7 protein-coding genes are annotated in these 16,261 nt (G+C 63.1%); 4 read left to right on the top strand and 3 right to left on the bottom strand.

The annotated features are described in order from the left end of the window. The first annotated feature begins 28 nt into the window (after positions 1–28). Complete coding sequence (locus tag ACODSO_RS21210; protein WP_489038660.1) at positions 29–805, top strand: MBL fold metallo-hydrolase; 777 nt, start codon at positions 29–31, stop codon at positions 803–805. Between the two features lie 7 nt (positions 806–812). Here ACODSO_RS21210 and ACODSO_RS21205 read toward each other — a convergent pair whose 3' ends face one another. After that, positions 813–1,136, bottom strand: coding sequence for a hypothetical protein (locus ACODSO_RS21205; RefSeq protein WP_489038708.1), 324 nt, complete (start codon positions 1,134–1,136; stop codon positions 813–815). Between the two features lie 149 nt (positions 1,137–1,285). Here ACODSO_RS21205 and ACODSO_RS21200 point away from each other — a divergent pair, with 149 nt between their 5' ends. From ACODSO_RS21200 to pabB, 3 genes are all read left to right on the top strand, one after another. Continuing rightward, the gene (locus ACODSO_RS21200) at positions 1,286–1,624 is read left to right on the top strand and encodes an RNA polymerase-binding protein RbpA (protein ID WP_068378296.1); all 339 of its coding nucleotides are present in this window, start codon (positions 1,286–1,288) and stop codon (positions 1,622–1,624) included. Positions 1,625–1,918: 294 nt separating this feature from the next. Beyond that, entirely contained in the window at positions 1,919–2,236 is a 318-nt protein-coding gene (locus tag ACODSO_RS21195; RefSeq protein ID WP_068378298.1) for a chorismate mutase family protein, read from the top strand. Positions 2,237–2,244: 8 nt separating this feature from the next. Then, positions 2,245–4,308, top strand: coding sequence for an aminodeoxychorismate synthase component I (gene pabB, locus ACODSO_RS21190; protein ID WP_489038659.1), 2,064 nt, complete (start codon positions 2,245–2,247; stop codon positions 4,306–4,308). Between the two features lie 29 nt (positions 4,309–4,337). Here pabB and ACODSO_RS21185 read toward each other — a convergent pair whose 3' ends face one another. Then, positions 4,338–4,952: a DUF8020 domain-containing protein gene (locus ACODSO_RS21185; protein WP_489038658.1), complete on the bottom strand. Its 615-nt coding sequence runs from the start codon at positions 4,950–4,952 to the stop codon at positions 4,338–4,340. Between the two features lie 81 nt (positions 4,953–5,033). Then, positions 5,034–16,261: amino acid adenylation domain-containing protein (locus tag ACODSO_RS21180; RefSeq protein WP_489038657.1), on the bottom strand; the 11,228-nt coding region annotated here is incomplete at its 5' end.

Raw genomic sequence — 16,261 nt, 5'->3', positions numbered from 1 at the left:
CTGCTCGATTTCTGGAATGGTAGACCTCATGGCCGAAGGCCGAAGGAAACCCGGCACCGTGGTGTGGTGGGGCCACGCCACCGTGGAGATCCACCTCGACGGGGCTACCGTGCTCACGGACCCTGTACTGACGCGCCGCGTCGGCCACCTGGTGCGCCGACGCGGCGGGAGCCCTCCGGTCGACGTGCACTCTCCTGACGCAGTTCTGCTCTCGCATTTGCACAGCGACCACACCCACCTTCCGTCATTGGCGAAGGTGTCCACGACTACACCGATCGTGCTGCCTCGAGGCGCATCCCAACGACTCCGCGGTCTACGCAAGCTCGGGAATCCCCTCGTCGACATCTCCGTCGGTGAAACCGTCGGCATCGGAGCCCTTCGCATCACCGCGGTACCGGCCGACCATGACGGCCGCCGATGGCGCCACGGGCCCCGAGATGTCGATGCCCTGGGCTACGTCATCACTGGCTCCTCGATCATCTACTTCGCGGGCGACACAGCGATGTTCGACGCCATGGCCGAGTGGGTGCCGCGGTGCGACCTTGCGTTGCTCCCGGTCGGAGGATGGGGCCCGACGCTCGGCGCCGGACACATGGACGCTCGAGCTGCCGCGCGTGCAGCGTCGGCGATGCACGCGCGTATGTCGATCCCCATTCACCACGGGACCCTCTGGCCGGTGGGGCTCGATCGGTTCCGTCCGCATCTGTTCCACGAACCAGGTGCGGACTTCGTCGTCGAGGCAGCCTCACTCAACATGCCGGCCACCCTCCTCGACCCGGGCGACCCCTGGCAGATCTCGGACTGAGCGATGGTCAGCGCAGGCGCTCCGCGTCCTTGGCTCGAATGATCAACTCCTCGCAGAGGCGCGTGAGCTCGTCGACTCCTGCTCCTTCCGTCACGGCCGTAGCGACATCCTCGGCCGCGCACCTGACTTCGAAGGTTCGATCGATGAGTGCTGACGCCTCCTCGGACGACAGGACGACGGCATCCTCGGGGATCGAGGTGCCCTTGACCGCGCTCCGGTGTTCGTAGGCCCGCTGCCTGCAGGATTGTCTGCAATAACGCCGGCGCCGACCCATCCCGGAGTCGGCGACCTCGCGTCCGCACCATGCACATGCGTGTACCCGACGTGACATCACTGACATGGTCTCGAGCCTACGGGTGGATGACGGTAGAATGACGTCGGCGTATGCGCGGATCCATCCGTGTCGTCGATTCGGGTCGGGAACGATTCGCACCGGTGGAGCGTTGAGGAACATGTACCACAGAGGGAGAGGACTTCACAATGGCAGATCGCGTTCTACGAGGTAGCCGCCTCGGCGCCGTAAGTTACGAGACAGACCGCGACCACGACCTCGCGCCGCGTCGAGTCGCTCGCTACCGATGCGACAACGGTGAAGAGTTCGACGTGCCGTTCGCAGACGATGCCGAGATCCCCGGGACGTGGCAGTGCCGCAACGGCCTGGAGGGTTCTCTGCTCGAGGGAACTGCTCCGGAGGCCAAGAAGGTCAAGCCGCCGCGCACGCACTGGGACATGCTCCTCGAGCGCCGGTCGGTCGAAGAACTCGAAGAGTTGCTCAAGGAGCGGATGGACCTACTCAAGGTCAAACGTCGCGGAGCCTGAGAACTGAAATAGCTTTCCTGCTGCGCCGAACGAATTGCAAAACATTCGTTCGGCGCAGTTTTTTGTCTCATTTCATATTCTTCGGTTTGTTTCCTTCCGGGCTGTGCAGCAATCCCGAAACAATACGATGGATTTTGCACCGATCAGGATGACGATTGCGGTGTGCAGTGGGATTATTGTGGACCGGGCTCGAACGACCATCGAGGGGTAACAGTCGAGAGTGAACGCACGATGAAATGTCGAGCGTGTAAAGGCACGACGCTGTATTCGTCTGCATAACGAGGGGGCAACCACGTGACCGAAGAGCCCTGTACCCAACTCGCGTCGCTTCGAGCCGAACTGGATTCCATCGACGCTGGTCTGCTCGTGGCTATCCGCGATCGAATCGAGATCTGTTCACGAGTTGCTCTCGTCAAACGCGAGTTCGACATTCCGATGATGCAGCCCGATCGCGTAGGAGTCGTTCAGGACCGGGCACGCGAATTCGCACGCGAACACGGTATGTCCGAAGACTTTCTGGCGTCGGTGTACGACCTTCTGATCGGTGAAGCATGCCGTGTCGAGGACCTGATCATCGACGCGGACTCCACCGTCGGCGAACGCGGTAGGTGAGATCTTCGATGACTGTCCGCACGCTACTGATCGACAACTACGACTCCTTCACGTACAACCTCTACAGCATGCTGTGCGAAGTGAATGGCGTGGAGCCCGTTGTGGTTCGGAACGACGTCGACTGGGATTCACTCGACCTCGCGAAATTCGACAACATCGTTGTCTCACCGGGTCCCGGGCGACCGAGTACCTCGCACGATCTTGGAATCAGTGCGCGCGCAATCGTCGATTCGGACCTCCCGATTCTCGGGGTCTGTCTCGGACACCAAGCCATCTGTCATCTGCTCGGGGGCGAGGTCGACCTGGCTCCGGAGCCGATGCACGGACGAATTTCCGAGATAGTTCACGACGGTGTCGGGCTGTTCGACGGGATCCCCTCCCCCTACTCCGTGGTTCGCTACCACTCGTTGACGGCATTGGATCTACCCGACGAGCTCGAAGCCTGCGCGTGGACCGCCGATGGCATCGTCATGGCCGTACGCCATCGCAGTCGGCCCATGTGGGGTGTGCAGTTCCATCCAGAGTCCGTCAGCACTGAGTACGGGAGGGAGTTGTTGTCGAACTTCCGCGATCTCACTCGATCGATACTGCACCCGTTCGCTGCACCCACCCGAACGCCTTACTTCCTCGAAAGCCAGTGCATCGAGGGCGACTTCGACACCGAGCAAGTATTCGGTGAGCTGTTCGCGACCGGCCCGAACACCTTCTGGCTCGACGGAAGTTCCGCTGTGGAGCCTGACTCTCGCTTCACGATCATGGGTGACTGTTCCGGCCCCCTTGCGGAATACATCACCTATCGAGTGGCCGAGAGACGCGTCGAGGTGAGTCGCGCCGACGGAACGACCGAGTCGGTCGATTCGACATTCTTCGACTACCTCGATAGGCAGTTGAAGGCTCGGGCGGTTCACGCTCGCCACGATCTGCCGTTCGCGTTCGCTCTGGGGTACGTCGGGTATCTGGGGTACGAGCTCAAAGCAGATGTCGGTGGCCAACTCGTTCACACCGCGCCGACTCCCGACGCCTCCATGGTATTCGCCGATCGCGCACTGGTCTTCGACCACGAGTCGGGTTGCTGTTACGCGATGGCCCTGGTGGAGGAGCACGGCGATCCTGCAACGGCAACCTGGTTCGAGGGTGTAGTTGATGCGCTCACCTCGCTTCGGGAGGGCGCCCATAGTTCTCAGCCCCAGGAAAGTCCGCTGTTCGCACCGGAGTTCGAACAGGACCTGCAACTTCGGCACGATCGTGAGAAGTACCTCGGGCTCATCGAGCAATGCCTTGCCGAAATCAGGTCCGGTGAGACGTACGAGGTGTGTCTGACCAATGTTGCCTCGTTTCCCGGCCCGATCGACGCACTCGATACGTATTCCTATCTCCGCGAGATCAATCCGACGCCCTACAGCGCATTCCTCGGATTCTCGGACCTGTCGATCTCCAGCGCGTCTCCCGAGCGGTTTCTTCGGATCGACGCAGACCGAGTGGTGGAGTCCAAGCCCATCAAGGGCACGCGCCCCCGGGGCAGCACACCGGAACAGGATTCCCTGCTGCGGGCGGACCTTCTCGGCAACGAGAAGGACAAAGCCGAAAATCTGATGATCGTGGACTTGGTGCGCAACGATCTGGCGCGGGTGTGTGTACCGGGTTCGGTGCACGTACCGAAGCTGTTCGACGTCGAGACGTATGCGCCGGTGCACCAGCTTGTCTCGACCGTGCGCGGCCGACTGCGCGACGACGCCTCGGCGGTGGATTGCATCGGTGCGGCATTCCCCGGAGGATCGATGACGGGTGCCCCGAAAATCAGGACGATGGCCATCATCGACAAGCTCGAAGACGGGCCGCGCGGCGTGTATTCGGGTGCTATCGGCTACTTCTCGCTGACCGGAACCGCGGACTTCTCCATCGTGATACGGACGATAGTGTCCACCGAGCACGAGGTGACCTTCGGTGTGGGTGGCGCGATCGTTGCGCTATCGGACCCGGAAGAAGAGTTTCAGGAGACGATGGTGAAAGCAGTGTCGATGCGGCGAGCGCTGACCGGCTCCGCGCAGAAAGAAAGCCGGAAGGACAAGTAGCAGGTCCCTCCGGCTTTCTGTTCCGGTCGTCAGGGTGTCGTGAAGTACTCGAACACCGCCGGTTGGACATTCGGATTGGCATTGACCGTACCGATGATGGTGCCTGCCACGACGCCTATCGCCGTACCGATGATGCAGCCCGCGATGAAGTTCGGGAAAATCGATACGCAGCCGATTGCGAAGCCGAGCCCTGCCCCGATCGCAGTTCCGACGGCGCCGCCGTTGGTGTAACCGATGACGATCTGGTTGATCATGTTGTCGAACGCTGCCTGTTTGGTGACCGGGCCGGCGACCTCGCTGACCAACGATGCAGGCTGCGGAGTCAGCAACAGCTGCCGATCCCCCACCAGCGCAGGGGCGATCGAATACTGTGAGCCGTTCACCGAGTACGTCAACGGCACACTCGCCAGAACAGTTCCGGAATTGCCCACGATATCGACCGAGTCGGCCCCGCTCTCGATGCGGAACGCCCCCGCGTCGAGGACAGTGCTGACAGCACCCTCCGGGGTGACCGAGGTTTCGTAACCGATGGACTCCGTGGGATCTGCGTTCGCTGTTCCCCCACCCAATGCAACCGTCACAGAAGTGGCCGCTAACAGCGTTACTGCCGCTGCAGCCACAGACTTCATTTTTTTCACAAGCATCCCCAGACCGTCGTCGGACGAGCTATTACATTCCGAAGCCAATGGTATTCCTTGACCACCGTCTCGAGTGTGTAAAGCCGATCAATTCGCGAGGTAATTCTCCAAGGCTGTTCCGATTTGCTTCAGCACGTCCGGTTCGATCATTTGATTGTGCGCGCACTCGATAGAACTGATGAACATTTCTCCGGTCACGAATGCACGCCACTGCGCCGGATCGCGTCGAATTCCGTCGCCCGCCCCATGCGCGGCTTCGAAGAACAGAACATCGCCGTCGAAAACGTCGGGAACGAACTCCGCCATGATCGTGGTCGAATTGGCGAAACCATCATTGATACGTTCGAGGTGCGCGGGCGTCAAACCAGTCTCCTGCCCGAACGATTCGTTCAGCAATGCAACTGCGCCCTCGTACGTCAACGGAGATTCCGATTGGGCTCCGGCGAGGTCGAGACCGAGACCGGCGAGTAGTTCCTCGACACTGAGTCGTCCCTGAGGTGAGTCACCGGAATCTTGCACGTAGCTGTCCAGGATCGTCAGCGACTCCACGACCTGGTCTGTCCGACGGAGTTCGACTGCGACCGCGTGGGCAATCGCACCGCCGAGCGACCAACCGAGCACGTTGTACGGGCCCTCCGGCACAACCCTACGGATCTCTGTCGCGTAGCGCTGCGCCAAAGTCTGGATGGAGTCGAAGGTTCCACCCTCCGCGATGCTCGGCAATTGAATGCCGTAGACGGGTCGGTCCTCGGAAAGATAACGAACGATGCCCGAGTAACCCCAGGACAGACCGATACCCGGGTGTATGCAGAACAACGGGGTACCCGTCCCCTGCGCACGCAGCGGAATGACTACTCCGAAGGCACTGTCGAGTCCGGTGGACGTATCGGCGTCACGTCCGTCGATCCGAGCTGCGAGCCCGGCCGCCGTCGGATCGAGGAACAGCGACTGCAACGGCACTCGAACACCCGTCGCCGCCTCGAGCGCCGGCACGACACGTGTGGCCACGAGAGATGTACCGCCGAGGTCGAAGAAGTTGTCGTCGACGCCGACCCGCTCGACGCCGAGTACATCGGCGAAGACGCCCACGACAGAATGTTCCGTCGCAGTGGACGCGGCCCGATACGGCATCGAGCTGGAGGTCAACTCGGGCACCGGGAGCGCGCGACGATCGAGCTTGCCGACCGGGGTCAGCGGAATCTCGTCGAGTACGACTATCGCAGTCGGGACCATGTGTCGCGGCAGAACTGCCGCAACGTGCTCGATCAATTCGGCTACCTCGGCGTGCCGATCGTCGGCTACGCGAACATACGACACGAGCACTGTGTCCCCGGACGGCGCGGTGTGACCGACTGTGGCGGCGAAGTTCAACGCCGGATGATCGGTGAGTACCGAGTCGATCTCCCCCAGCTCGATCCTGAACCCACGCACCTTCACCTGGAAATCGCTGCGTCCGACGAACTCGATCGTGTGATCGACAGTCCACCGCACCACATCGCCTGTCCGGTACATCCGCTCACCAGGTTCGCCGTACGGATCGGCGACGAAGCGTTCGGCGGTCAGACCGAAGCGATCCAGGTAGCCGCGCGCGGTACCAGGTCCGGCGATGTACAACTCGCCCGGCACGCCGACCGGCAGCGGGCGAAGTCGAGCGTCCATGACCAGGAATCGGAATCCCAGTGCCGGACTGCCGACGTCGATGATCTTTCCCGGCCGTAGTGGGCCTCCGACGCTTGCCTGGATCGTGGTCTCCGTCGGACCGTAGCCATTGAACATCATTCGGCCCGGAGCCCACCGTGACACCAGTTCCGGTGTGCACGCCTCACCACCCACGGCGAGCACACCCACGTCCGCGAGGCGCGAGTGTTCGATCGACGCGAGGGCGGCCGGCGTCAGGAACGCATGCGTGACGTGGGTGCGTTCGAGCAGATCTGCCAAGTCGTCGCCGCCGAAGATGCCGGGCGGAACGATGACGATGGTGGCGCCGACACCGAATGCCATGGTCAATTCGTAGACGGAGGCATCGAAGCTGGGCGACGCGAGGTGCGAAATGCGGGACGAACGTGTCGGATGAAAACGGAGGGTGACTTCATCCTCCAGGTTGGAGAGTCCGCGGTGCCGAACCGCAACGCCTTTCGGGCGACCGGTCGAGCCCGAGGTGTAGATCAAGTACGCCGGGTTGTCCAGATGCAGCGCCGCCGTACGATCGGCGTCGGTCACCGGATGCGTCGGGTACCGCATGACGTCCGAAGCGAATTCCTCGTCGTCGACCACGAGCCACGTGATCGTATCCGGGAGCGACTCTCGATGCGCTCGGACGGTCAGACCTATCGGGGCCTGCGAATCATCGAGCATGTGTGCAATGCGATCCGAAGGATAGTTCGGATCCACGGGCAGGAACGCCGCTCCGGACTTCGCGACGGACCAGATCGAGAGGATCGACTCGATCGACCGTGGCAACGCCAAAGCGACGAAGGTCTCGGGTCCGACACCGAAGTCGATGAGCATCCGCGCGATCCGCGTCGACCACTCGTCGAGATCGCGATAGGTCAGTCCGACGTCACCGTATTCGACGGCGATGCCGTCGGGATTCGCGGCAGCAGCTTCGGCCAGGATCTGCGGCCACGTCCTGGGCTCGCCACCTGCTTCACCGCGAGCCGGTGCGAACATCGGACGTTCGGTCGACCCGAGAATGTCGACGTCGCCGACGGGTGATGCCGGATCCCGAGTGACCGAATCGAGGATCCGCACGAAGCGGTCCGCGAACGACTGCACTGTCGCGGGATCGAACAGCGCGCTCGCATAGTCGAATGCGCCCTCGATACCCGCTGGCTCGCCACTGCCGTCGAAGGTCTCCGACAGCAGAAGCTGCAGGTCCTGCTTCGCGACCGGTACATCGAAGTCGAATCCTTCGACTGTCAGTCCGGGCAGTTCGAGCTGGGCCTTCGTGTTGTTCTGGAAGGACAATGCGACCTGAGACAACGGCGCATACGACGTCGAACGCGCCGGGTTGAGGACCTCGACGATCCGTTCGAACGGAATCTCCGTGTGCCCGAACGCTTCCAGATCCGAGTCGACCACGCGAGCGAGCAACGAATCGAACGATTCGCTGCCGTCGACCACAGTCCGCAGAACGAGTGTGTTCACGAACATTCCCACCAGATCGTCCAGTGCGGCATCACCACGACCAGCGACCGGCGTGGTGATGGCAATGTCGTCGATGCCACTCAACCGCGACAATGTCGCGGCGAATGCGCCGTGTACAACCATGAACATCGTGGCGTTGCGGTCACGTGAGAACACCGAGAGACGGCGGTGCAGATCGGCGTCGATGTCGAACTTCACCCGCCCACCACGGAAGTCCTGGGTGGTGGGCCGTTGGCGATCCGTCGGCAACGGCAGAAGGTCGGGTATACCGCGGAGGGTCTCCCGCCAGAAGCTCAATTGGCGGTTCGCCACGCTGCTCGCGTCGTCCTCGGCGCCGAGCAATTCGCGCTGCCACAGCGTGTAGTCCGCGTACTGCACCGTGAGCGACGCCCAGGCGGGGGCGGTCTCCGAAGTTCGCGCCGAGTAGGCCACCATCACGTCGCGTGCCAGCGGTGCCATCGAAGCACCGTCCGCCGCGATGTGGTGAACGACGACAGCAAGTACGTGGGTCATCGCTGTGATGTGTGCGGGGTGCTCGCCGTCCTCGACGCGGTACAGCGCGAGACGAATCGGAATCTCCGACGTGACATCGAAGCCGAGCCCAGCGAAGTGGCCGATCTTCTCCCGTAGTTCGCTCTGACCGACCGAGGAGACCTCGACGGCGGGCAGCACGTCGGCTGCGACATGAATGTGCTGCTCGGGAGCGTCTCCCCGCGAGGGGAACGTCGTGCGCAGAGACTCGTGGCGTTCGAGCACGTCCGCCACTGCACTACGGAGGGCAGATTCGTCGAGAGCACCCGTCAGCTTCACCACGAGCGGCACGTTGTACGCAGGCGAGGCCGGATCGAATCGATTGATGAACCACATTCGCTGCTGCGCGAGTGACAACGGGATGCTGGCAGGACGCTCGACGGCACGTAGAACGGGTCGACTGTCGCTTCCTGCGGACTCACCAGCCAGTGCGGCCAAACCCGCCACCGTCGGGGACTCGAAGATCGCCCGCACACCGAGGCGAGTGCCGAGTGCCGAGTTGACCCGGGCGATCACTCTCGTCGCCGACAGTGAATCTCCCCCGCGATCGAAGAAGTTGTCGAAAGCCCCGATCGGCTCGGTCCCGAGGATGTCGGTGAAGACCTCGGCAACGGCGACCTCCGTCGCAGTCCGCGGAGCGAGGTAGTCACCTGCGCCGACAGCGAATTCCGGAGCCGGCAACGCCCGGCGATCGAGCTTGCCGACGGGAGTCAACGGAATCTCGTCGAGTTGGACGATGGCCGAGGGCACCATGTGGCCGGGCAGGCTCGCCGACGCATGCGCGGTGAGTTCCGTGTGATCGACCGTCGCACCGGTCGTCGCTCGAACGTATGCGACGAGAATCGTTGCCCCGGAGGGGGATTCGGTCCCGATCGTCGCGACGAAGTCGACGCTCGGATGCGTTGCGAGTACAGCGTCGATCTCGCCGAGTTCGATGCGGAATCCACGGACCTTGACCTGGAAGTCGCTTCGTCCGACGTACTCGACGGTGAACTCCGGCGTCCACCGCACGACGTCACCGGTGCGGTACATGCGCTCGCCTGGCGCACCGAAGGGGTTGGCCACGAAACGCTCGGCGGTGAGGCCAGGCCGATCGTGGTAGCCGCGAGCGAGTCCTGCTCCGGCGAGATACAACTCGCCCTTGACACCGACCGGAACCGGTTGGAGACGGCCGTCGAGAACGACTTCGTGTACAGCCCTGATGGGTCCACCGATGGTGAGCGCACCAGCCGCGTCCAACGGATCACTGATGTTCGACATGATGGTCGCCTCGGTCGGACCGTAGCCGTTGTAGAGGCGACGTCCGGGAGCCCACCGCGACACGAGCTCAGCTGGTACTGCCTCGCCTCCGACGACGACGTGTCGGAAGGTATCCAGACCTGCTGGGTCTACCGAAGCCAACGCGGACGGAGTGATGAACGCGTGCGTCACGTGCTCACGAGAGAGGATGTCGTGCAACTCTTCTCCACCGTAGACGGTCGGCGGAACGATCACCATGGTCGCGCCGCGCCCGAATGCGAGCAGATACTCGAGTACGGACGCGTCGAAGCTCGGCGACGACACGTGCAACGTCCGCGACTCGGGCGTGATGCTGTAGCGCTCGGCCTGCTCGTTCGCGAAGTTCTCCAGACCACTGTGCGTGACCACGACGCCCTTGGGCAGACCGGTGGATCCGGACGTGTAGATCGCGTACGCAGTGCTGTCGACGCCGATGCCCGACACCCGTTCGTGTTCCTCGATCGACAAGGGAGAGAACGTGCCGAGTTCCTCGACGAGGAGTGCATCGTCGAGAACGATCCACGACCTACCCTCGGCGAGGGAATCCGGGAGATCCGCAGCGTGACTGCGCACGGTGATCCCGAACGCTGCGCCCGAATCCGTCAGCATGTGCTCGATGCGATCACGCGGGTAGTTCGGATCGACCGGGACGAATGCGGCCCCGGTCTTGGCGACGGCCCACACGGACACCACGGATTCGATGGACCGAGAAAGCCCGAGAGCGACGAACGATTCGGCGTACACACCTCGGGCCAGCAGCAGCCTGGCGAGACGGTTCGACGCTCGATCGAGCTCGTCGTAGGTCACCGAAACGTCGCCGAAGCGAAGTGCGGTGCGTTCGGACGAGAGTGCTGCCGCGTTTTCGAATATGTGCGGAAGCAGCACGGTGGAACCGCCTGCCGCACCATGCACCGGCGCGAGCGCTGAGTGTTCGAGATCGCTCAGTAGTCCGACTCGGGCCAGCGTCGTCCGGTCGTCTGCGACGATCGCGTCGAGGACTCGAACGACGCGCGCGATGATGCGCTCGACGTCGCTGTCGGAGAACAGATCCGGGAGGTATTTTGCCTTGAGATGGAGACGGTCGTCCACCGACGCGACCAACGTCAACGGGTAGTGCGCAGCATCGGCTCCGACGACGTCGGCTACACGAAGTCCGGCGATGTCGGTGTCTTCCGACAGTCCTGCGCGGTCGACTGGGTACGACTCGAACACGGTCAGTGTGTCGAAGGACACGCCGTTGCCTGCAGCCCGCTGGATGTCGGTGAGGCCGAGATAGTGGTGATCGAGCAGTGACGCTTGTTCCCCTTGAACGCGGTCCACGAAATCGCCTAGCGACTCCGAGGGGTCGACCGAGATCCGCACCGGGAGGGTGTTGATGAACAGTCCGATCATCGACTCGATGCCGGGGATCTCCGGCGGACGGCCGGAGACGGTCGCACCGAACACGACGTCGTCTCGACCTGTCAGCGTGGCCAGCACAACGCCCCAGGCACTCTGGACAACGGTGTTGAGGGTGGCACCGCGGTGCGCAGCCAGGTCGCGAAGCGACGCGGTTGCCTCCCGCGACAGCGAGTGCGTCGTCTCGACCGAGGTGCTCGACAGTTCGCGGCCACGATCTGCGTCGGCGAGCAGTGTCGGCTCGAGCTCGCCCGACAGGGCCCTGGTCCACGCCGCTTGTGATGCGGCGACATCACGCCGACGCATCCAACTCAGGTAGTCACGGTATGCGGGAACGCGAGGCAATATCGAGGCGTCGCCTGCCGTCGCGTACAGCGTCAGCAGTTCCTTGATCAACAACGGCGTGGACCATCCGTCGAGCAGGATGTGATGGTTGGTGAGCAGCAGGCGCCACTCCCCCTCGGCCTTGGTGATCAGGGTGAACCGAAGCAGCGGGGCACGATCCAGCGCAAAACGAGTTGCTCGGTCCTCGCGGAGGACCGCTTCGAGAGCGGCCTCGGGATCATCGGAACCTCGTAGGTCGAGGTGTGACCACGGCACGTCGATACCTGCCTGTACGACCTGCACGGACTCGCCGTTCGCGTTGTGCACGAACGCTGTGCGCAGATTCGCGTGTCGGTCCAGTAATGCCTGGGCTGCAGCTTTCATCCGCTGCGCATCCACGACTCCACGAAGTTCGAGTCCGAGTTGAACCATGTACGCGTCGACACCGAGATCGAGTTCGTCCTCGACTTCGCCGGCCAGACGTGCGTGGAACAGCAGTCCTGACTGCAGCGGTGACATCGACCAGACGTCGTCGAGGCCGGGGAACTGATTCTCGAGCTGCGCGATGGTCGACTGATCGAGGTCGACGAGGTCCAGATCGGAGGGTGTGTATCCGCCCGCATCCGATGCGTCGGCGTGCGTCGTCAGGGCGGTCAGAGCCTGGATCCAGAGTTCGATCAGGCGATCTACGTCCGGTGTCGACAGGACACCGGACGGGAATGCGAATGTGGCGTCGAGGACGGGTCCGGCCTCCGTGGTGTTCGTGACCGCGTTGATGTCGAGCAACGCCGGAACCGGCATGTTCGGGTTCTGAGCGTCGCCGAGTGTGTTGTCGGACACCGGAATCCAGCCGACGTCCTCCATGCCCCCGGAGGATGCCGTCGCGAACCGTCCGAGATAGTTGAAGCTGACTTGAGGCTTCGCGAACTGCGCCAGAATCTCGCGCCCCTCGTCCGTCAGGTATCGCGCCATGCCGAAGCCGATCCCATGGTCGGGGATCGTCAGCAGCTGTTCCTTGACGGCCTTGATCGCTTCGCCCGCAGCAATCCCGCCTGCCAACGCATCGTCGATGTCGACGGCAGCGAGACCGAGCCTGACCGGGAAGATCGTCGTGAACCAGCCGATCGTTCGTCCGAGATCGGCGCCTGGAACGACTCCGTCCTCACGGCCGTGGCCCTCGAGGCTGACGAGTGCGTCACCGACAGCGGTTCCGCGCTCGCGTCGCCACGCGATGAGTGCGATAGCCAGGCCTGCCAGAAGACCGTCGTTCACGCTGCCATGGAATTTCTCCGGGACCGTCGTGAGGAGCCGCTCGGTGACGGCCGTCGGCAGTGAAGTCCGGATGCGCTGGACCGTCGCGTCGACGTCGACAGTCGGATCGAGCGGACGTGAGCCGATGACGGGGTCCTCGCCGGACAGAATTCCGGTCCACAGCGCCATTTCGTCGGTTCGAGCCTGGGCGACCTCCACGAGACCGTTTGCCCAGCGCCGCATGGAGGTTCCGGTCTCGGCGAGGATCGGGTCCTGGCCTGCGACGATCTGCGACCATGCCGAAGCGAGATCCGGTACCAGAATTCGCCAGGACACACCGTCGATGACCAGATGGTGGGCGACGATCAGCAATCGTCCGGCACCGGACGGCCCCTCGAACCACACCATCTGGATCATCCGTCCGACGGCCGGATCCAGCCGATCCGCTGCCGCGTCGAGTTCAGCTGCCGCGAGTTGCGAGAACTCTTCTCCCGCAACGGCCTTCACGTCGACACGATGCAACACCGACGACGCGCTGACGGAGCCGACGGGAGCGACCGTCTCGATCCAGGCACCGTCGTCGGTGAGGTAGAGCTGTGCCCTGAGCATGTCGTGGGCATCGAGGATTGCCTGCACCGTGCGCTCGATCACCGGCCGTTCGATGCCCGACGGAAGCTGCAGCAGCGCCGTCTGGGTGTAGCGCCCGAACTCGGAGCTTCGTTCCAACATCCAGTGCACGATCGGTGTCAGAGGTAAAGGGCCGACGCCGCGTCCTTCGAACTCCTCGAGAACGACGATCGGGGTGTCCTCGGCCAGAGCGACAACCTCGGCCAGCCCGGCGACGGTCTTGCGTTCGAACACGTCGCGGGGCGCGATGACGAGACCGGCAGCCTTTGCACGCGACACCAGCTGGATGGACATGATGCTGTCCCCGCCGAGCGCGAAGAAGGAATCGTCGACGCCGACGGTATCGATACCGAGGACTTCCGCGAACAGTGCTGCCAGGCTCTGCTCGACCTCGGACGCCGGGGCGCGGCTCTGGGTCACACGAGACGAGAAGTCCGGCGCCGGGAGCGACTTCCTGTCGAGTTTGCCGTTCGCAGTCAGTGGCAGCTCGGCAAGTACGACGAGAGCAGCCGGCACCATGTATGCCGTCAACGTCGTGGCTATGTCGTCGAGAATCGTCGTCGTGTCGAGAGTGCGACCTGCTTCGGGGACCACGTAACCGACAAGACGATCACCGGTGCCGTCGTCGCGGACCACCACAACGGACTGTGCGACGCCGTCGGAGCCGAGCAGCGCCGATTCGATCTCGCCCAGTTCGATGCGGAACCCGTGCAGCTGCACCTGCATGTCACTACGACCGAGATACTCGAGCTGGCCGTTGCGGTTCCACCGAGCCGTGTCACCGGTGCGGTACATCCGCGCTCCGGACGAGGTGTCGGGATCGGCCACGAACCGCGTCGACGTCAATGCCGTGCGGCCGAGATAACCACGAGACAGTTGGCCACCGGCCACGTACATCTCGCCGACGACTCCGGGGGGAACCAGGCGTAGACGGTTGTCGCGAACGGACACCGTGAGACCCGGAATCGCCTGCCCGATAACGCTTGCCGATGCAGAGGCTGCGAATTGCTCGGTGAGCGGCAGATGGCTCACGTGCACTGTGGTCTCGGTGATGCCGTACATGTTGACCAACGTCGGCGAATCTTCCGGATGGCGCGCATACCAGCGTCCCAGCTGACCGAGATCGAGTGCCTCGCCTCCGAACACGACGTACCGCAACGCAAGTCGATCGGACTGAGCGGCCGCTGCTCTGTCCGCTTCGGCTAATTGGTAGAACGCCGTCGGTGTTTGGTTGAGCACGGTGACCTGTTCGGCGATGAGCAACTCGCGGAACAACTCTGGTGACCGCGCCGTGTAGTAGTCGACGACGACCAGCGTGCCGCCGTACAGCAGCGGTCCCCACAGTTCCCACACCGAGAAGTCGAAGGCGTACGAGTGGAACATCGTCCATACGTCCGTCTCGTCGAAACCGAACTTGGACTGCGTGTTTTCGAACAGGGTCGCGACCGTTGCGTGATCGACCTGCACGCCCTTCGGCCGGCCGGTGCTGCCCGAGGTGTAGATGACGTAGGCGATGGATTCCGCTGTCGCCTCACCGTTCCGGTCTGCCGGCGTCAGAGCCACCGAAGACAGTGAATCGAGAAGCTCAGCAGTCTCGGCGTCGTCGACGAGAACCCGGTTCAATCCCTCGGCGGGGACTGAACCGATGTCATCGACGGTCGACACGACGCACACCGGGCGAGCGTCCTCGAGCATGAAGGCAAGACGGTCTGCCGGGTAGGTGACGTCGACCGGAAGGTATCCGCCGCCCGCTTTGAGGACTGCGAGCAGAACCACGATCAATTCGGCGTTGCGCGGCATTGCGACCGCGACCAGGCTTTCAGGACGTACACCGACCGAGACGAGATGCCGTGCAAGTGCGTTCGAGCGTTGGTCGAGTTCGGTGTAGGTGTATCGCTGCTCGCCGAACACCACTGCGGTGGACTCGGGGAATCGAGCAGCTGCCGCCGCGAATCGTGTGGTCAGCGTGTCCGCGGTCGGAACTGCACCCGCATGGTTCCATTCGGTCCCGATAGCAATCGTCTCGGTTGCGGAGACGATGTCGATGTCGCCGACGATGGTGTCGGGAGCTGCGGTGACGCCGTCGACGAGCGTTACGAATCGGTCTGCGAACTCGACGACCGTCGGCTCGTCGAACAAATCCTTCGCGTATGTCAGTGCCATCGTCATACCGGCAGCGACGCCGTCCTCGTACTTTTCCGACACGGTCAGCTGTAGGTCGAATTTTGCTACACCTGCATCGAATTCGAGCCCTTCGACGAGAAGGTTCGGTAGTTCGAGGTGTGCTGTTTCGTTGTTCTGGAATTCGAGGAGTACCTGGAACAGGGGTGAGTGATCGGTGGAGCGTGTCGGGGCGAGGGTGTCGACGAGCCGCTCGAAGGGGATGTCGGTGTTGTCGAATGCGGCCAGATCTGCGGCGCGTGTCGCGGCGAGCAGTTCGGTGAACTTGGCGTGCGGGGACACCTGTGTGCGCAGGACCAGGGTGCCTACGAACATGCCGACGAGGTTGTCCAGTCCGGCTTCGCCGCGGCCTGCGATCGGGGTCCCGATCACGATGTCCTCGGTGCCACTCAGACGTGCGAGAAGCATCGACCAGAGAGTGTGAACGGTCATGAACATGGTCGTGTGCGCTCGACGGGAAATATCCACCAGTGCAGCGTGACTGGCGGACGAGAGTTCGAACTTCACCGACGCTCCGCGCAGAGATTGTTGGCTCGGGCGTGGTCGATCGATCGGCAACGGCAACAGATCCGGCACAT

The organism is Rhodococcus sp. FG69, from assembly GCF_057808915.1.
This window is presented reverse-complemented; position numbering and strand designations above follow the sequence as displayed.